This window comes from Streptomyces turgidiscabies Car8 (assembly GCF_000331005.1).
Taxonomy (GTDB): domain Bacteria; phylum Actinomycetota; class Actinomycetes; order Streptomycetales; family Streptomycetaceae; genus Streptomyces; species Streptomyces turgidiscabies.
This window is the reverse complement of sequence record NZ_AEJB01000367.1, coordinates 1-14,854: the sequence shown is the minus strand read 5'-3', so window position 1 is coordinate 14,854 and position 14,854 is coordinate 1. Positions and strand designations below refer to the sequence as shown.

Here is a 14,854-nt window from a genome sequence, read left to right as displayed (position 1 = left end):
GCCCACGTCCCCCGTCAGCGAGTGCCGACCGCCGCGCGCACGGCCCGTCGGGCCAGTTGGCAGTCGTCGTGCAGCCGCCTCAGCAGCAGCCGCTGTTCCTCGCCGGACGGCGCAGCACCCGGGTGGGCCGGTCCCGGTGCCGCCGGGGTCGACTCGTGCATCGAACGCTGCACGGCCAGTTCGTACGTACGGATCTCGCGCGTCAGTACCAGCATCAGGTTCGCCCCTGCCGTGGCATTACCCGAGGTCGGTCCGGGTCTCAGGTCAGGTCGAACTCCCCTTCCCGGGCCCCCGACACGAACGCGCCCCATTCCGCGGGCGTGAAGATGAGGGAAGGGCTGTGCGGGCGGCCACTGTTGCGCATCGCGATGAACCCCTCGACAAAGGCGATCTGGACATCCCCTCGCCCACTGCTGCCCGACTGCCAGTCGGCGTTGCTGAGGTCCAGCTCCGGCTTGTCCCAGCCCGCGAGCGGGTGCTCCTGGATCGTGCTCTCGGCCACGTCCGTGCTCCTCCCGGTTACCGTCGTCCGCGGCCAGCCTAGCCATCGGCTCCTGCCGCCGACAGGCCACGTGAGGGGGACGCTTCAGGAGGTGGGTGGTTCGCTGCCGACGAGCCACATGGAAAAGAACTGGGAGCCACCGCCGTAGGCGTGCCCGAGGACCCTGCGGGCCCCGTCCACCTGGTGTTCCCCGGCCAGCCCGCGCACCTGAAGGGCTGCTTCCGCGAAGCGGATCATGCCCGAGGCACCGATCGGATTGGTCGACAGGACTCCGCCCGACATGTTGACCGGCAGATCCCCGTCGAGCTCGGTGACCCCGGCCTCGGTGAGCTTCCAGCCCTCGCCCTCGGCGGCGAAGCCGAGGTTCTCCAGCCACATGGGTTCGTACCAGGAGAACGGGACGTACATCTCGACGGCGTCGATGTCCCGGCGCGGGTCGGCGATCCCGGCCTGCCGGTACACGTCGGCCGCGCAGTCCTGGCCCGCCTTGGGCGACACGGCGTCCTTGCCCGCGAAGAGGGTGGGTTCGCTGCGCATCGCGCCACCGTGCAGCCAGGCGGGCCTGCGCGGTGCACGGGCGGCGCCGGCACGGTCGGTGAGGATCATCGCGACGGCACCGTCCGAGGAGGGACAGGTCTCGGAGTAGCGGATCGGGTCCCACAGCATCGGCGAGGCCTGGACCTTCTCCAGCGTGATGTCGTGCTCGTGCAGATGCGCGTAGGGGTTCTTCAGCGCGTTGCGGCGGTCCTTGTACGCGACCAGCGAGCCGACCGTGTCGGGGGCGCCGCTGCGGCGCATGTACGCGCGGACGTGCGGGGCGAAGAAGCCGCCGGCCCCGGCGAGCAGCGGCTGCTGGAAGGGGATCGGCAGGGACAGTCCCCACATGGCGTTCGACTCGGACTGTTTCTCGTAGGCCAGGGTGAGGACGGTGGAGTGGACGCGGGAGCGGACGAGGTTTGTGGCGACGAGGGCGGTGGACCCGCCGACGGAGCCCGCCGTGTGGACGCGCAGCATCGGTTTGCCGGCCGCGCCGAGCGCGTCGGCGAGATACAGCTCGGGCATCATGACGCCCTCGAAGAAGTCGGGCGCCTTGCCGATGACCACGGCGTCGATGTCGGCCCACGTCAACTCGGCGTCGGCCAGGGCGCGTTGGGCCGCTTCCCGCACGAGGCCGGCCATGGACACGTCCCGGCGGGCGGCGACATGCCTGGTCTGGCCGATCCCGACGACCGCCACTGGCTCACTGGACATGACGGGGCTCCCCTTCGAGTACGGCGACCAGGTTCTGCTGGAGGCAGGGCCCGGAGGTGGCGTGGGCGAGGGCCCGGTCGGACTCGCCCCGGTGGATACGAGCGGCGGCCTCGCCGATGCGGATCAGCCCGGCGGCCATGATCGGGTTGGCGGCGAGTGCACCGCCGGAGGGGTTCACGCGGACGTCGTCGCCGAGTCGGAGCGCTTTCCTCAGCACCACCTCCTGCGAGGTGAACGGTGCGTGCAACTCGGCGGTGTCCACGGGCCGTTCGAAGGCGCCGGCCTTCTCGGCGGCGAGCCGTGTCGACGGTGAGTCGGTCAGCTCGCGGACGCCGAGCGAGTGTGCCTCGATGCGGTGGTCGATTCCCCTGATCCAGGCGGGCCGCTCGCACAGTTCTCTGGCGCGTTCACCGGCCGCGAGGATCACGGCGGCGGCCCCGTCGCCGATCGGCGGACAGTCACCGGTACGCAGCGGATGCACGACGTACTCCCCCTGCGGTACCGAACCCCGCAGCTGGGCATGGGAGTTGGCCTGTGCGTCCGCCCGGCTCCGGGCGGCGACGGCGGCGAGCGCGGGCTCGTCGGTGTAGCCCTCGTCGATGAGCGCCTGCGCCTGGAGCGCGGCAAGGGACACCGAGTCCGGCCACAGGGGGGCCACGTAGTACGGGTCGAGCTGCCGGGTCAGTACGTCACGCACCACGCCCGGCGAGGACTTGCCGTAGGAGTACACGAGCGCCGTGTCGGTGTCGCCGGTGAGCAGCTTGGTCCAGGCCTCGTACAGCGCCCATGCCCCGTCCATCTCCACGTGCGACTCGGAGATGGGCGGCCAGGCGCCCACCCCGTCGAGCGCCAGGGTGAAGGAGAAGGCGCGGCCGGCGAGGTAGTCGGAGGAACCGGAGCAGGTGAAGCCGATGTCGCTGGTCTTCAGGCCGGTCCGGTCGAGCACCTCGTGCAGCACCGGCATGAGCATCTCGACCTCGGAGAGCTCCTCGCTGGTGCGCCGGTGATCGGTCTGTGCGAAGGCGACGACGGCGATCTCGCGTGTCACAGTGACTCCTTGTACGTCTCGTAGTCCGCGTCGGGTTCGCCGGTGGGCCGGTAGTGGTCGGGGTAGCGGCCCCCTTCCGTCCACACCGGTTCGACGCGCAGCCCCATCCGGACCTGGTCGTAGGGGATGCCGCCGATCCGGCCGTGCAGGGCGAGGTCGGCGCCGTCGAGGGCGATGTGCGCGTAGACGTAGGGCACTTCGATGTCGAGGTTGCGGGCCTTGATGTTGACGATGCAGTACGTGGTGACCGTGCCGCCGGGGCCCACCTCGACCTGCTCGGCGGTGCCGACACCGCAGGTGGGACACGCACCCCGGGGCGGGACGTACACCTTCCGGCAGGAGGGGCAGCGTTCGCCGACGATCCGCTGTCCGGCGAGGGCGTTGATGTAGGCGGTCTGGGCGCGGCCGGGCGAGTAGGTGTAGTCGAGGCGGGCCTGGGCGACGATGCCGGTGACCATGTCGTCGAACTGCCCGTCGTGGTCTGTCGGCCGGGCTTCAGCGTCGCTGTTGTACGGCTCGAAGCAGGCGATGTCCGTGATGGCGCCGGATCGTTGGGCCGCCCAGCGGACGCGGACACGCATTCCGGTGTGGACGGCGTCGGGTCCGGGCGCGTCGAGGGCGTGCAGCAGGGCCGTGTCGGCGCCGTCGAGCCGGACCAGGACCCAGGCGAAGGGCGTGTCCAGGGGCTGGTCGCGGCGCGGGGCGGGGTTCCAGGCCCAGGTGGTGACGGTGCCGGTGGGGGCGATCTGCACGAGGTCGCGTATCTCGTCGGCGGTCACCGGGTCGTACTCGACGGGCGGGACGAGGACGCGGCCGTCGGTGGCGCGGACGCCGAGGACGACCTGTTCGCGCAGGCCGGTCAGGAAGGCGCTCTGGACGGGGCCCAGGGAGCGGGTGAAGGGGAATTCGACGATCAGGGGCGCTTTGAGGACTTCGGTGGTCATCCCGGGGTGCTCCTTCGCGGGTCAGGCCCGCCGGTAGACGGGTGGGCGCTTCTCGGCGAAGGCACGGGTGCCTTCCTTGGCGTCGGCGGTGTCGAAGACCGGCCAGCCGCGCTTGAGTTCGGCGGCCAGACCTTCGGTCTCCGTCATTTCGGCGGTCTCGTAGACGGAGGCCTTGACGGCCTCCACGGCGAGCGGGCCGCAGGCGTTGATGCGCTCGGCGATCTCCAGGGCCTTGTCCAGGGCGGTTCCGTCGGGGACGACGTGTCCGATCAGACCGATCCCGGCGGCTTCCTGGGCGCTGTAGGGGCGTGCGGTGAGCAGCATCTCCAGGGCGTGGGTGCGCGGGATCTGCCGTTGGAGGCGGACGGTTGAGCCGCCGATCGGGAAGAGGCCCCGTTTGACCTCGAAGAGTCCGAAGGTCGCCGACTCGCCCGCGATCCGGATGTCGGTGCCCTGGATGATCTCGGTGCCGCCGGCGACGCAGTACCCCTCGATTGCGGCGATCACCGGTTTGCGGGGGCGGTGGTGGCGCAGCATCGCCTTCCAGTGCAGATCCGGGTCGGCCTTGAGCCGGTGGCGGTACTGCTCCCCCTCCAGACCGCTCCCGGCCAGGGCCTTCAGGTCCATTCCGGCGCAGAAGGCACCTCCCGCGCCGGTGAGCACGATCGAGCGGACGTCGTCGTCCTCGTCCGCCTCGACCCAGCCGTCGTACAGCCCGACGAGCATCGGCAGCGAGAGCGCGTTCTTGGCTTCCGGCCGGTTGAGCGTGAGGACCAGCGTCGCGTTCTCGCGCCGCACGGTGAGGTGTTCGGTCCCACCCATCGCCCATCTCCCCTCTGAAAACGAGAACAGGTGAAAGAACGAGAACAGGTTGCAGGAGCGGAGGAAGCACTTCAAGGGTTTTCTGACAGGTAGTCAGATTTCTTCGGCGCGGCCCCTTCACAGTTGTCGCGCCCTTTGCTCTGATGACGGCGAGCCGACAACCGCCAGGGATGCCCGGGGTCAGGAGGAGCGGTGGAGTACAACCTTGCCGACCTGTTCGAGTCGGTCGTGGACGTGGTGCCGGACCGTGCGGCGCTCGTGTACCTCGACCATCCCGGTACGGGCGCGGAACGCCGCCTGAGCTACGCGGAGTTGGACGCCGCAGCCAACCGGGTCGCGCATCATCTGATCGACAGCGGGATACGCCCCGGCGAGCATCTGGGACTCCATCTCTACAACGGGGTCGAGTACCTCCAGACCGTGCTGGGGTGCCTGAAGGCGCGGATCGTGCCGGTCAACGTCAACTACCGTTATGTCGAAGAGGAGTTGGTGTACCTCTACCGGGACGCCGACCTCGCCGCCCTGGTGTTCGACGCCGAGTTCACGGAGCGGGTGGCGGCGGCAAAACCGCGGGCCACGTCGTTGCGACAGCTGATCCGCGTGGGCGAACCAGCGCCGGGCGCACCAGAGTTGGAAGCGGTGTCCTTCGCCGATGCCGAGGCCGCCGGATCCCCCGAGCGGGGCTTCGCGGCCCGCTCGGGAGACGACCAGTTCATCATCTACACCGGCGGCACGACCGGCATGCCCAAGGGCGTGATGTGGCGCCAGGAGGACCTGTTCTTCGCCGGGCTCGGAGGCGGCGCCCCCACCGGCGAGCCGGTCAAGTCCCCGCAGGAGCTGGCCGAGCGAGTCGCGGCCGGGGGCGAGGGAATCACCTTCTTCCCCACTCCCCCGCTGATGCACGGCACCTCGACCCTGACCGCGTTCATCGGCTTCAACTTCGGCCAACGCGTCGTGATCCACCGTAAGTTCACGGCCGAGGACGTGCTGCGCACGATAGAGAAGGAGAAGGTCACCAGCGTGTCCCTGGTGGGCGACGCGATGCTGCGTCCACTGATCGACGCCCTCAACGGGCCGATGAAGGGCACCGACTGCTCAGCCCTGTTCAGCGTCTCGTCCTCCGGCGCGATCATGTCGGAGACGGTCCGCGCCGAGTTCCAGGCCCTGGTGCCGAACGTCATGCTGCTCAACAACTTCGGGTCGTCGGAGTCCGGTTTCAACGGTACGGCGACCACAGACTCGGGCCCCGAGCGCGGCTTCCGCATCCGCGTCAACTTCCGGACCCAGGTGGTGGATCCGGCCACCTACGAGCCCGTGCCTCCGGGCGAGGTGGGCCGGGTCGCCCAGTGCGGCCACGTACCGCTCGGCTACTACAACGACCCGCGGAAGACGGCGGAGACCTTCTTCGAGAAGGACGGCGAGCGGTGGGTGCTGCTCGGGGACATGGCGACGGTCGACGAGGAGGGCGTCGTCACCGTCCTGGGCCGGGGCTCGCAGTGCATCAACACCGGGGGCGAGAAGGTGTATCCGGAGGAGGTCGAGCAGGCGCTCAAGTCCCATCCGGACGTGTACGACGCACTGGTGGCCGGCGTCCCGGACGCGAGGTGGGGCAACCATGTGGCCGCGGTGGTGCAGTTGCGGGAGGGGGCGGCGCCGCCGAGCCTGGCGGACGTACAGCAGCACTGCCGTACCCACCTGGCGGGCTACAAGGTCCCCCGGCAGCTGGTGATCACCGAGACGATACGGCGGTCACCCAGCGGCAAGGCGGACTACCGGTGGGCCAAGGAGATGGCGGTGGGAGCGGACCGGTAGGCGGGAGGCCCGCGACCGGCCGGTGGGCCGAACGGGGACGACGGGCGTACTCTGTGCGCGCGGTTGACCCGGGTGTTTGAACGGAGGGTGACGCAGGGCCGTACGCGAGGTCGGCGGCCCTGCCCTGCGAGTCCGGTCCGCCGTGCCATCAGCGAATTCGCACGGAAGGACCCACGGGTGTCGCACCACACGCCCCCTCGTCAACTGCCTGAACCGGACGCGGACGCGCCGGACGGGACCACAGCCGAGGAGGCCTCGCCCGCTCCCGCGGTGAACGACACCGAGCCCGGCGCCCCGGCGGACACGGAACCGACGGACAAGGAACCAGCCGGGCCGACCACGACCGCGAAGGCGGACGAGCCGGGGGCACGCTCCTCGGTGGAGAAGCTGGCCGACGGCGAACAGGACGGGAAGGCGCCCGACGAGGCCGTCGCCGCCCGCGCGGCTTCCGCCGGCGACGGGTCCGCCGAGGCGGCGGCCTCCGACCCCACGTCCACCGACGAACCCGGCCCGGGCAGCGACACTTCCGCTTCCGCCCGCCCCGGCTGGTTCGGCTGGCGCCGTCGCTTCCCCCGCGCCGCGCGCGCCGTGCGGGTGGGTACGAGTGTCCTGGCCGGGGTGATGGTGCTCGCCGCGCTCCTCATACCCAACCGCCTCGACCGGATCACCCCCGGGTCGTTCTTCCGTCTGCCCGTCGAGGCGATCTTCCTCGCGGCCGTCCTGCTCGTCCTGCCGTCGAGGGCACGGCGGATCACGGCAATCGTCCTGGGCGCGTTCCTGGGGCTGTCCACCGTCCTGAAGTGTCTCGACATGGGCTTCTACCAGACCCTGGCCCGGCCGTTCGACCTGGTCTTCGACTGGGTTCTGCTGAACGACGCGGCGGACTTCCTGAAGGACTCGCTCGGTCACTCGGGTGAGGTGCTCGCGGTGATCGGTGTCATCGTCCTGCTGATCGCCGTTCTCGTGGTGAGCGCGCTCGCGGTGGTGCGGCTGGCCGACGCGATGGCCCGGCACCGCCCGGCCGCCGTGCGCAGCACGCTGGTCCTCGGTACCGCGTGGATCGTCTGCTTCACCATGGGCGTGCAGACAGGCGGCGTGACGATCGCGACCAAGGGCTACTCCCAGTACCTCTCCAACAAGGTGCAGTACGTCCGTGACGGCCTCGGGGACGCCGAGGTCTTCGACAAGCAACTCCGCGTCGACGCCTTCGCCAAGACGCCGTCCGACCAGCTGCTGACCGGACTGCGCGGCAAGGACGTGCTGTTCACCTTCGTCGAGAGCTACGGCCGGGTGGCGATCGACGATCCGGCGATGGCACCGGAGATCGACGCGACGCTCAAGGAGGGCGACGCCAGGCTCAAGTCGGCCGGCTTCGCCGCGCGCAGCGGCTGGCTCACGTCACCCGTGACGGGCGCCGGCAGCTGGCTCGCCCACACGACGTTCCTGTCCGGTCTGTGGATCAAGAACCAGCAGCGGTACCGGACCGTGACCACCAGCGACCGCGCCACGCTCACCAGCTACTTCCAGAAGACCGGCGCCTGGCGCACGGTCGGCATCGTCCCGGGTGTCCGGAAGGCCTGGCCAGAGGGCAAGTACTTCGGCCTCGACCACATCTACGACTCCACGCACCTCGGCTACGAGGGCCCGTACTTCAGCTGGACGCCGGTACCGGACCAGTTCAGCCTGGAGTCCTTCCAGAAGCTGGAACACGGCAAGAAGAACCGCGACCCGATCATGGCGGAGATCATCCTGGCCTCCAGCCACAACCCCTGGTCCCCCATCGCCCACACCATCGACTGGGACGACCTCGGGGACGGCACGATCTTCAACAAGATCAAGAAGGAGGGCACCAACCCCACGGAGGTCTGGAAGAGCGCGAAGAGTGTGCGGACCGAGTACCGCAAGGCCATCCAGTACTCCCTGGACAGCCTGACCCAGTGGATGCAGCGCTACGGCGACGACAACACCGTCCTCGTCTTCCTCGGCGACCACCAGCCCGTCCCCATGGTGACGGGGGGCAGCACCAGCAGGGACGTGCCGGTCACGATCGTCGCCCGCGACCCGAAGGTGCTGGACCGCGTCGCCGACTGGGGCTGGACGGAGGGACTCAAGCCCGCGGCCGACGCCCCGGAGTGGAGCATGGACAAGTTCCGGGACCGCTTCATGACGGCGTACGGGTCGAAGAAGCAGTAGTGAGCAGGGCCACCTCGTCCTGGGGGATCGTGCTGCCGGGACCGACCCGGCCCGCGTTCCGCCGTGCGGCGACACTCACCGAATTCCGAAGCAGTACCTCTTGCACGCGTCACGCCCTCCTGGATTACTGATCCAGAACACCTCGACCGAATGATCGGTCGCCCATAACCGTGCCGGCGACCGCGATGTGAGGGAGACGTCCGATGGCGGATGCGACGGAGTGGCTGGACGCGGGCGAACGCCTCGGCCTGGAAGCCCTGCGCACACTTCAGCTGGAGCGGCTGCGGGCCTCGCTGCGCTACGCCTACGACCAGGTGCCCTTCTACCGCGACTCCTTCGACAAGGCGGGCGTACACCCGGACGACTGCCGTTCGCTCGCCGACCTGGCCCTGTTCCCCTTCACCACCAAGTCGGACCTGCGGGACACCTACCCCTACGGGATGTTCGCCGTCCCCCGTGACCAGGTCCGCCGTGTCCACGCGTCGAGCGGCACCACCGGACGCCCCACGGTCGTCGGCTACACGGAGAACGACCTGTCCCTGTGGGCCGACCTGGTGGCCCGTTCGATCCGCGCGGCAGGCGGACGACCGGGCGACACCGTCCATGTGGCCTACGGATACGGCCTGTTCACCGGCGGTCTCGGCGCGCACTACGGCGCCGAACGGCTCGGCTGTACGGTGATCCCCGCGTCCGGCGGTATGACGGCCCGCCAGGTCCAGCTGATCCAGGATCTGAAGCCGGACATCATCATGGTGACCCCTTCCTACCTCCTGACGATCCTCGACGAGTTCGAGAAGCAGGGCGTCGATCCCCGGGGTACTTCCCTACGGGTCGGCATCTTCGGCGCCGAGCCGTGGACCGAGCGGATGCGTGAGGAGATCGAGGAGCGGTTCGCGATCGACGCGGTCGACATATACGGCCTGTCGGAGGTGATCGGACCGGGGGTCGCCCAGGAGTGCGTGGAGACCAAGGACGGGCTCCATGTGTGGGAGGACCACTTCTTCCCCGAGGTCGTCGACCCGATCACGGGTGAGGTGCTGCCGGAGGGAGCGAAGGGAGAACTGGTGTTCACCTCACTCACCAAGGAGGCGATGCCGGTGATCCGCTACCGCACCCGGGACCTGACACGTCTGCTGCCCGGTACGGCCCGCGTCTTCCGGCGGATGGAGAAGGTCACCGGGCGCAGCGACGACATGCTGATCGTGCGCGGAGTGAACCTCTTCCCCACCCAGATCGAGGAGATCGTGCTGCGCACGCCGGGCGTCGCACCCCACTTCCAGCTCCGCCTGACCCGCGAGTCCCGCCTCGACCTCCTCACCGTCCGGGCCGAGGCCCGTCCCGGTGCCACCCCCGAGATCCGGGACGCGGCGGCCCTGGCCATCGCGACGGCGGTGAAGGACGGCATCGGGGTCTCGGCCGCGGTCGAGATCGTCGAGCCGGAGTCGCTGGAACGGTCGGTGGGGAAGATCAGGCGGGTGGTGGACCTCAGGAGTCGCTGAGCCCGGTCGGCATTGAGGGCTGACAGGAGAACTGCCTCGCAGAACTGGCAGCAGAACCGCCAGTTCAGGGGCGGTTGTCAGTGGTCGGTCCTAGGGTGGGTGACGAGTTCTGATTCGCGCCGAGGAGACGAAGAGGTTCCCATGACGACCCTGCCCGACCGCCCGAACAGCGCGCTGCTCATCATCGACGTCCAGAACCAGGTGGTGGACGGCGCCCACAACCGCGACGAGGTACTTGCGAACATCAACACCCTCGTCGACAGGGCCCGCGCGGCGGGCGCGCCCGTGGTGTGGGTGCAGCACTCCAGCGACGAGCTGAAAGCGGGCAGCGAGAACTGGGAGTACGTGCCGGAACTGGTCCGCCTCGACACCGAGCCCGTCGTACACAAGAAGTACGGCGACTCCTTCGAGGCCACCGATCTGGAGGACGTGCTCGCCGAGCACGCGGTCGGACGGCTGGTCGTCACGGGCGCCCAGACCGACGCGTGTGTCCGCTCCACCCTGCACGGCGGGATGGTGCGCGGTTACGACGTGACGCTCGTCGGCGACGCCCACACCACGCAGGACCTCACGAAGTACGGCGCTCCGAAGCCGGCCGAGGTGATCGCCCACACCAACCTCTACTGGCAGTACCAGACCGCCCCCGGCCGCAGCGCCGGGACGGTCAGCACCGCGGAGGCGACCTTCACCGCCGCGGGTGACGAGGGCTGACCGTCAGGAACCGGCGAACCGGTCCCTCAGCTCCCGCTTGAGGATCTTCCCGCTCGCGTTGCGCGGCAGCTCGTCCACGAACACGACCCGCTTCGGTGCCTTGAAGTGGGCGAGCTGCTCGCGGGCGTGGGCGATGAGTTCGGCCTCCGTCACCTCGCCCCGGGGGACGACGACCGCCGTGACCGCCTCGATCCAGCGCTCGTCGGGAAGGCCGACGACGGCCACCTCGGCGACCGCCTCATGGGTGTACAGGGCGTCCTCGACCTGGCGTGAGGCGATCAGTACGCCACCGGAGTTGATGACGTCCTTCACCCGGTCGACGACGGTGTAGTAGCCGTCGGCGTCGCGGACGACCAGGTCGCCGGAGTGGAACCAGCCGTCCCGGAAGGCGGCGCTCGTCTCCTCGGGCTTGTCCCAGTAGCCCTCGCACAATTGCGGGGATCGGTAGACGACTTCGCCGGGCGTGCCGTCGGGCACGTCCTCGCCGTTCTCGTCGACCACCCGTGCGTCCACGAACAGCACCGGGCGTCCGCAGGAGTCCAGTCGGCCCTTGTGCTCGAAGGGCCCGAGCACCATGGAGAGGGGCCCGATCTCGCTCTGCCCGAAGCAGTTGTAGAAGGCGAGCTTCGGGAGTCGCTCGCGCAGCCGCTCCAGCACGGGAACCGGCATGATCGAAGCGCCGTAGTACGCCTTGCGCAGTCCGCTCAGGTCGCGGGTGGCGAAGTCGGGGCGTCCTGCGAGGCCGATCCACACGGTCGGCGGCGCGAACAGGCTGTCCGCGCGGCCGGACTCGACGAGGTCGAGGATCGTGTCGCCGTCCGGGGCGTCGAGAATGATGTTCGGGGCGCCCACCGCGAGATACGGCAGCAGGAACACATGCATCTGCGCCGAGTGGTAGAGGGGCAGCGAGTGCACGGGCCGGTCGCCGGGGCTCAGGTCCAGGGCGGCGATCGCGCTCAGGTACTCGTGCACCAGGGAGCGGTGGGTCATCATCGCGCCCTTCGGCAGCGCGGTGGTCCCGGACGTGTACAGCAGTTGCACCAGGTCCTCGGTGCGTCTCTCGGCACCGTCGTAGGGCGCGGTGTCGGCCAGCCGTGCCAGCAGGGAGTCGTCGGCGTCCCGCAGCGGCAGGGTCCGTACGCCGTCGGGGAGCCGGTCGGCGAGGTCCGGGTCGGTCAGGACCAGGGTGCTGCCGGACTGCTCCACGATGTAGGTGAGGTCGTCGCCGGTCAGGTTCTGGTTGACCGGGACGTGCACGAGTCCGGCGCGGGCGCAGGCGAGGAAGGCGATCAGATAGGCGTCCGAGTTGTGGCCGTAGGCGCCGACCCGGTCACCCGGCGCCAGCCCCTCGGCCCGCAGTACGCCCGCCGCGCGGGAGACGGCCTCGTCGAGTTCCTCGTACGTCCAGACACGCTCGCGGTACTCGACCGCCAGCCGCGCCGGAACCCGCTGGGCGCTCCGTCGCAGCACCCCGTCAACCGTGCTCCCGTATTGCTGCGTCATAGCTCATGATCCTCGTTCCGTCACCGAACGAGGTCAAGCACCGACGGGGGTCAGGGAACATACCCGTTGGTACGCTCAACCGCCCCTTCCCTCAATGACGTTGGGAGGCACGATGCGCACCCGTTTGAGACGGCTGGTCGTCACGGCCGCCGCATTACTCACCGCCACGACAGCACTGCCGGCCGCCACGGCGCAGAGCGGGCCGTCACAGGCACCACAGGCGTCACAGCGACATCCCTCCGGCGGCGGGCTCTCCGCCGTGATCCGCTACACCGAGTACGGCATCCCGCACATCGTCGCGAAGGACTACGCGAACCTCGGCTTCGGCAGCGGCTGGGCTCAGGCCGCCGACCAGGTGTGTGTGCTCGCTGACGGTTTCGTGACGCTGCGCGGCGACCGCTCGCGCTGGTTCGGACCCGACGCTACGACCGACTTCTCACTCTCCGACGCCTCCGACAACCTCTCCAGCGACCTGTACTTCCGGGGCGTGCGGGATGCCGGGACCGTCGAGCAACTCCTTGCGCGGCCCGCGCCGCAGGGCCCGAGCCGGGCCGTCAAGGACCTGATGAACGGTTGGGCCGCCGGCTACAACGCCTGGCTGAAGCAGAACCGGGTCAAGGACCCGGCGTGTGCGGGCGCCGCCTGGGTCAGGCCGGTGACCGGCGTCGACGTGGCCACCCGGGCGTACGCCCTCGCGGTACTCGGCGGACAGGGCGGCCTCGCGGACGCGATCACCGGAGCGCAGCCGCCCGCCGCGCCGGCCTCCGCGTCCTCCGCCACGGCCGCCGCGGGTTCCTCCCTGCCGACCGCGTCCGCCGCCGCCGAGGGCGCGCGCGAGCTGTTCGACATCTCCGACATGGGTTCCAACGCCGTGGCGTTCAACGGCAGCACGACGGCGGGCGGCCGTGGCCTGCTGCTCGGCAACCCGCACTACCCGTGGCAGGGCGGACGCCGGTTCTGGCAGTCCCAGCAGACGATCCCCGGTGAACTGAACGTCGCGGGCGGGTCGTTGCTCGGCTCGCCGACGATCTCCATCGGCTACAACGCGAACGTGGCGTGGAGCCACACCGTGTCCACCGGTGTGCCGCTCAGCCTGCACCAGCTGAAGCTGGACCCCGCCGACCCGACCACCTATCTGGTCGACGGCAAGCCGGAGCGGATGACACGCCGGGCGGTGACCGTCCCGGTGAAGGACGGCGCGCCGGTGACCCGCACCCAGTGGTGGACCCGCTACGGCCCCGTCGTCCTCTCCCCCGACGCGGGGCTCCCACTGCCCTGGACCACGACGACGGCCTACGCCCTCAACGATCCGAACGCCGCGAACCTGCGCTTCTACGACACCTCGCTCGGCTTCAGCAAGGCACGCAGTACGGACGACGTCCTCAACTCCCTCGACCGGCACCAGGGCATCCCCTGGGTGAACACCGTCGCAGCCGACCGTACGGGCCACTCCCTGTTCGCCCAGTCGCAGGTACTCCCCCGGATCACCGACGAGTTGGCCGCCGCATGTTCGACGCCTCTCGGCAAGGTCCTCTATCCGGCGGCGGGCGTCGCGGTCCTCGACGGCTCCCGCACCGACTGCGCCGTCGGCGACGACCCGGACGCCGTGGCGCCCGGAATCTTCGGCCCCTCACGGATGCCGACGCTGAAGAACACGCCGTACGTCGAGAACTCCAACGACAGCGCGTGGCTGACCAACCTGGACCAGCCGATCACCGGCTACGAGCGGATCTTCGGCTCGGTGCGCACAGCCGCCTCACCGCGTACCCGTGGTGCCGTCGCCGATGTGGCGGCGATGGCGGCCAAGGGCAGGCTGACGGTCGCGGATCTCCAGCGGCAGCAGTTCGCGAACCGTTCGACATCGGGCGCACTGGCCGCCGGTGACGCTGCCCGCGCCTGCGCGGCACTTCCGGGCGGAACGGCAACCGGCAGCGCCGGTACGGCGGTTGACGTCAGTCAGGCGTGCGGTGTGCTGGCGTCCTGGGACCGCACCATGAACAGTGACAGCCAGGGTGCGCTGCTCTTCGACCGGTTCTGGCGCAAGCTGCTCGGCGCCGTGCCGTCCGCGCAGCGCTGGAAGGTGCCGTTCTCGGCGGCGGACCCGGTCGGTACCCCCAACACGCTCAACACGGACGCGCCGGGCTTCACCAAGGCCCTCGCCGACGCGGTGACGGAGCTGCGCGCGGCGGACATCCCGCTCAACGCCCGGCTCGGGGACCACCAGTACGTCGTACGGAAGGGTCAGCGCCTGCCGGTCGGCGGCGGGACCGAGTCCCTGGGCGTGTGGAACAAGATCGAGCCGGTGTGGGACACGGCGAACGGCGGCTACCGGGACAACGCGTTCGGCTCCAGCCATATCCAGGCCGTGGGCTGGGACGGCAGCCGCTGCCCGGTGGCCCGCACGCTGCTGACGTACTCCCAGTCGTCGAATCCGGACTCGTCGCACTTCGCGGACCAGACGCGGCTGTTCTCGGCCGAGAAGTGGGTCAGCGCGAGGTTCTGCGAGAAGGACATCCTGTCGTCGCCCGCGCTGCGGGTGATCCGGGTGCGCGGCTGACGTCCTGATGGT

Annotated in this window: 11 protein-coding genes and 1 pseudogene; 5 read left to right on the top strand and 7 right to left on the bottom strand. The window is 69.8% G+C overall.

What is annotated here, in order from left to right; all coding sequences use genetic code 11:
* Positions 1–14: 14 nt before the first annotated feature.
* The 6 genes and pseudogenes from STRTUCAR8_RS27570 to STRTUCAR8_RS27545 form a co-directional block, all read right to left on the bottom strand.
* Positions 15–224 (bottom strand): annotated as a pseudogene (locus STRTUCAR8_RS27570) (aminoglycoside phosphotransferase family protein); the annotation flags it as partial.
* 35 nt (positions 225–259) lie between these two features.
* Positions 260–502 (bottom strand): DUF397 domain-containing protein, encoded by a 243-nt coding sequence (locus STRTUCAR8_RS27565; RefSeq protein WP_006379354.1) that lies wholly within the window; start codon positions 500–502, stop codon positions 260–262.
* A gap of 84 nt (positions 503–586) precedes the next feature.
* Complete coding sequence (locus tag STRTUCAR8_RS27560) at positions 587–1,753, bottom strand: thiolase domain-containing protein (protein ID WP_044472985.1); 1,167 nt, start codon at positions 1,751–1,753, stop codon at positions 587–589.
* On the bottom strand, positions 1,743–2,801 hold the full coding sequence (locus STRTUCAR8_RS27555; RefSeq protein ID WP_006379351.1) for a thiolase domain-containing protein: 1,059 nt from the start codon (positions 2,799–2,801) through the stop codon (positions 1,743–1,745). Before STRTUCAR8_RS27555 ends, STRTUCAR8_RS27560 begins: the two co-directional genes overlap by 11 nt.
* A complete protein-coding gene (locus tag STRTUCAR8_RS27550) occupies positions 2,798–3,745 on the bottom strand; it encodes a Zn-ribbon domain-containing OB-fold protein (RefSeq protein WP_006379352.1) in 948 nt (315 codons plus the stop codon). Before STRTUCAR8_RS27550 ends, STRTUCAR8_RS27555 begins: the two co-directional genes overlap by 4 nt.
* Before the next feature lie 21 nt (positions 3,746–3,766).
* Positions 3,767–4,567, bottom strand: a complete 801-nt coding sequence (locus STRTUCAR8_RS27545) for a crotonase/enoyl-CoA hydratase family protein (protein WP_006379348.1) — start codon at positions 4,565–4,567, stop codon at positions 3,767–3,769.
* A gap of 192 nt (positions 4,568–4,759) precedes the next feature.
* Between STRTUCAR8_RS27545 and STRTUCAR8_RS27540 the strand changes: the two genes are divergently transcribed.
* The 4 genes from STRTUCAR8_RS27540 to STRTUCAR8_RS27525 all read left to right on the top strand — a co-directional run bounded on the left by STRTUCAR8_RS27540 (position 4,760) and on the right by STRTUCAR8_RS27525 (position 10,782).
* A complete protein-coding gene (locus STRTUCAR8_RS27540; RefSeq protein WP_006379359.1) occupies positions 4,760–6,379 on the top strand; it encodes an acyl-CoA synthetase in 1,620 nt (539 codons plus the stop codon).
* Positions 6,380–6,556: 177 nt separating this feature from the next.
* On the top strand, positions 6,557–8,572 hold the full coding sequence (locus STRTUCAR8_RS27535) for a hypothetical protein (protein WP_006379349.1): 2,016 nt from the start codon (positions 6,557–6,559) through the stop codon (positions 8,570–8,572).
* 203 nt (positions 8,573–8,775) lie between these two features.
* Entirely contained in the window at positions 8,776–10,071 is a 1,296-nt protein-coding gene (gene paaK / locus STRTUCAR8_RS27530) for a phenylacetate--CoA ligase PaaK (protein WP_006379357.1), read from the top strand.
* Positions 10,072–10,212: 141 nt separating this feature from the next.
* On the top strand, positions 10,213–10,782 hold the full coding sequence (locus STRTUCAR8_RS27525; protein WP_006379355.1) for a cysteine hydrolase family protein: 570 nt from the start codon (positions 10,213–10,215) through the stop codon (positions 10,780–10,782).
* A 3-nt stretch (positions 10,783–10,785) separates the two neighbouring features.
* Here STRTUCAR8_RS27525 and STRTUCAR8_RS27520 read toward each other — a convergent pair whose 3' ends face one another.
* On the bottom strand, positions 10,786–12,285 hold the full coding sequence (locus STRTUCAR8_RS27520; RefSeq protein ID WP_006379353.1) for an acyl-CoA synthetase: 1,500 nt from the start codon (positions 12,283–12,285) through the stop codon (positions 10,786–10,788).
* 112 nt (positions 12,286–12,397) lie between these two features.
* Here STRTUCAR8_RS27520 and STRTUCAR8_RS27515 point away from each other — a divergent pair, with 112 nt between their 5' ends.
* Positions 12,398–14,842 carry a penicillin acylase family protein gene (locus tag STRTUCAR8_RS27515; RefSeq protein ID WP_006379360.1) on the top strand — a complete coding sequence of 815 codons (2,445 nt, stop codon included), beginning with the start codon at positions 12,398–12,400 and terminating at the stop codon, positions 14,840–14,842.
* Positions 14,843–14,854: the final 12 nt, after the last annotated feature.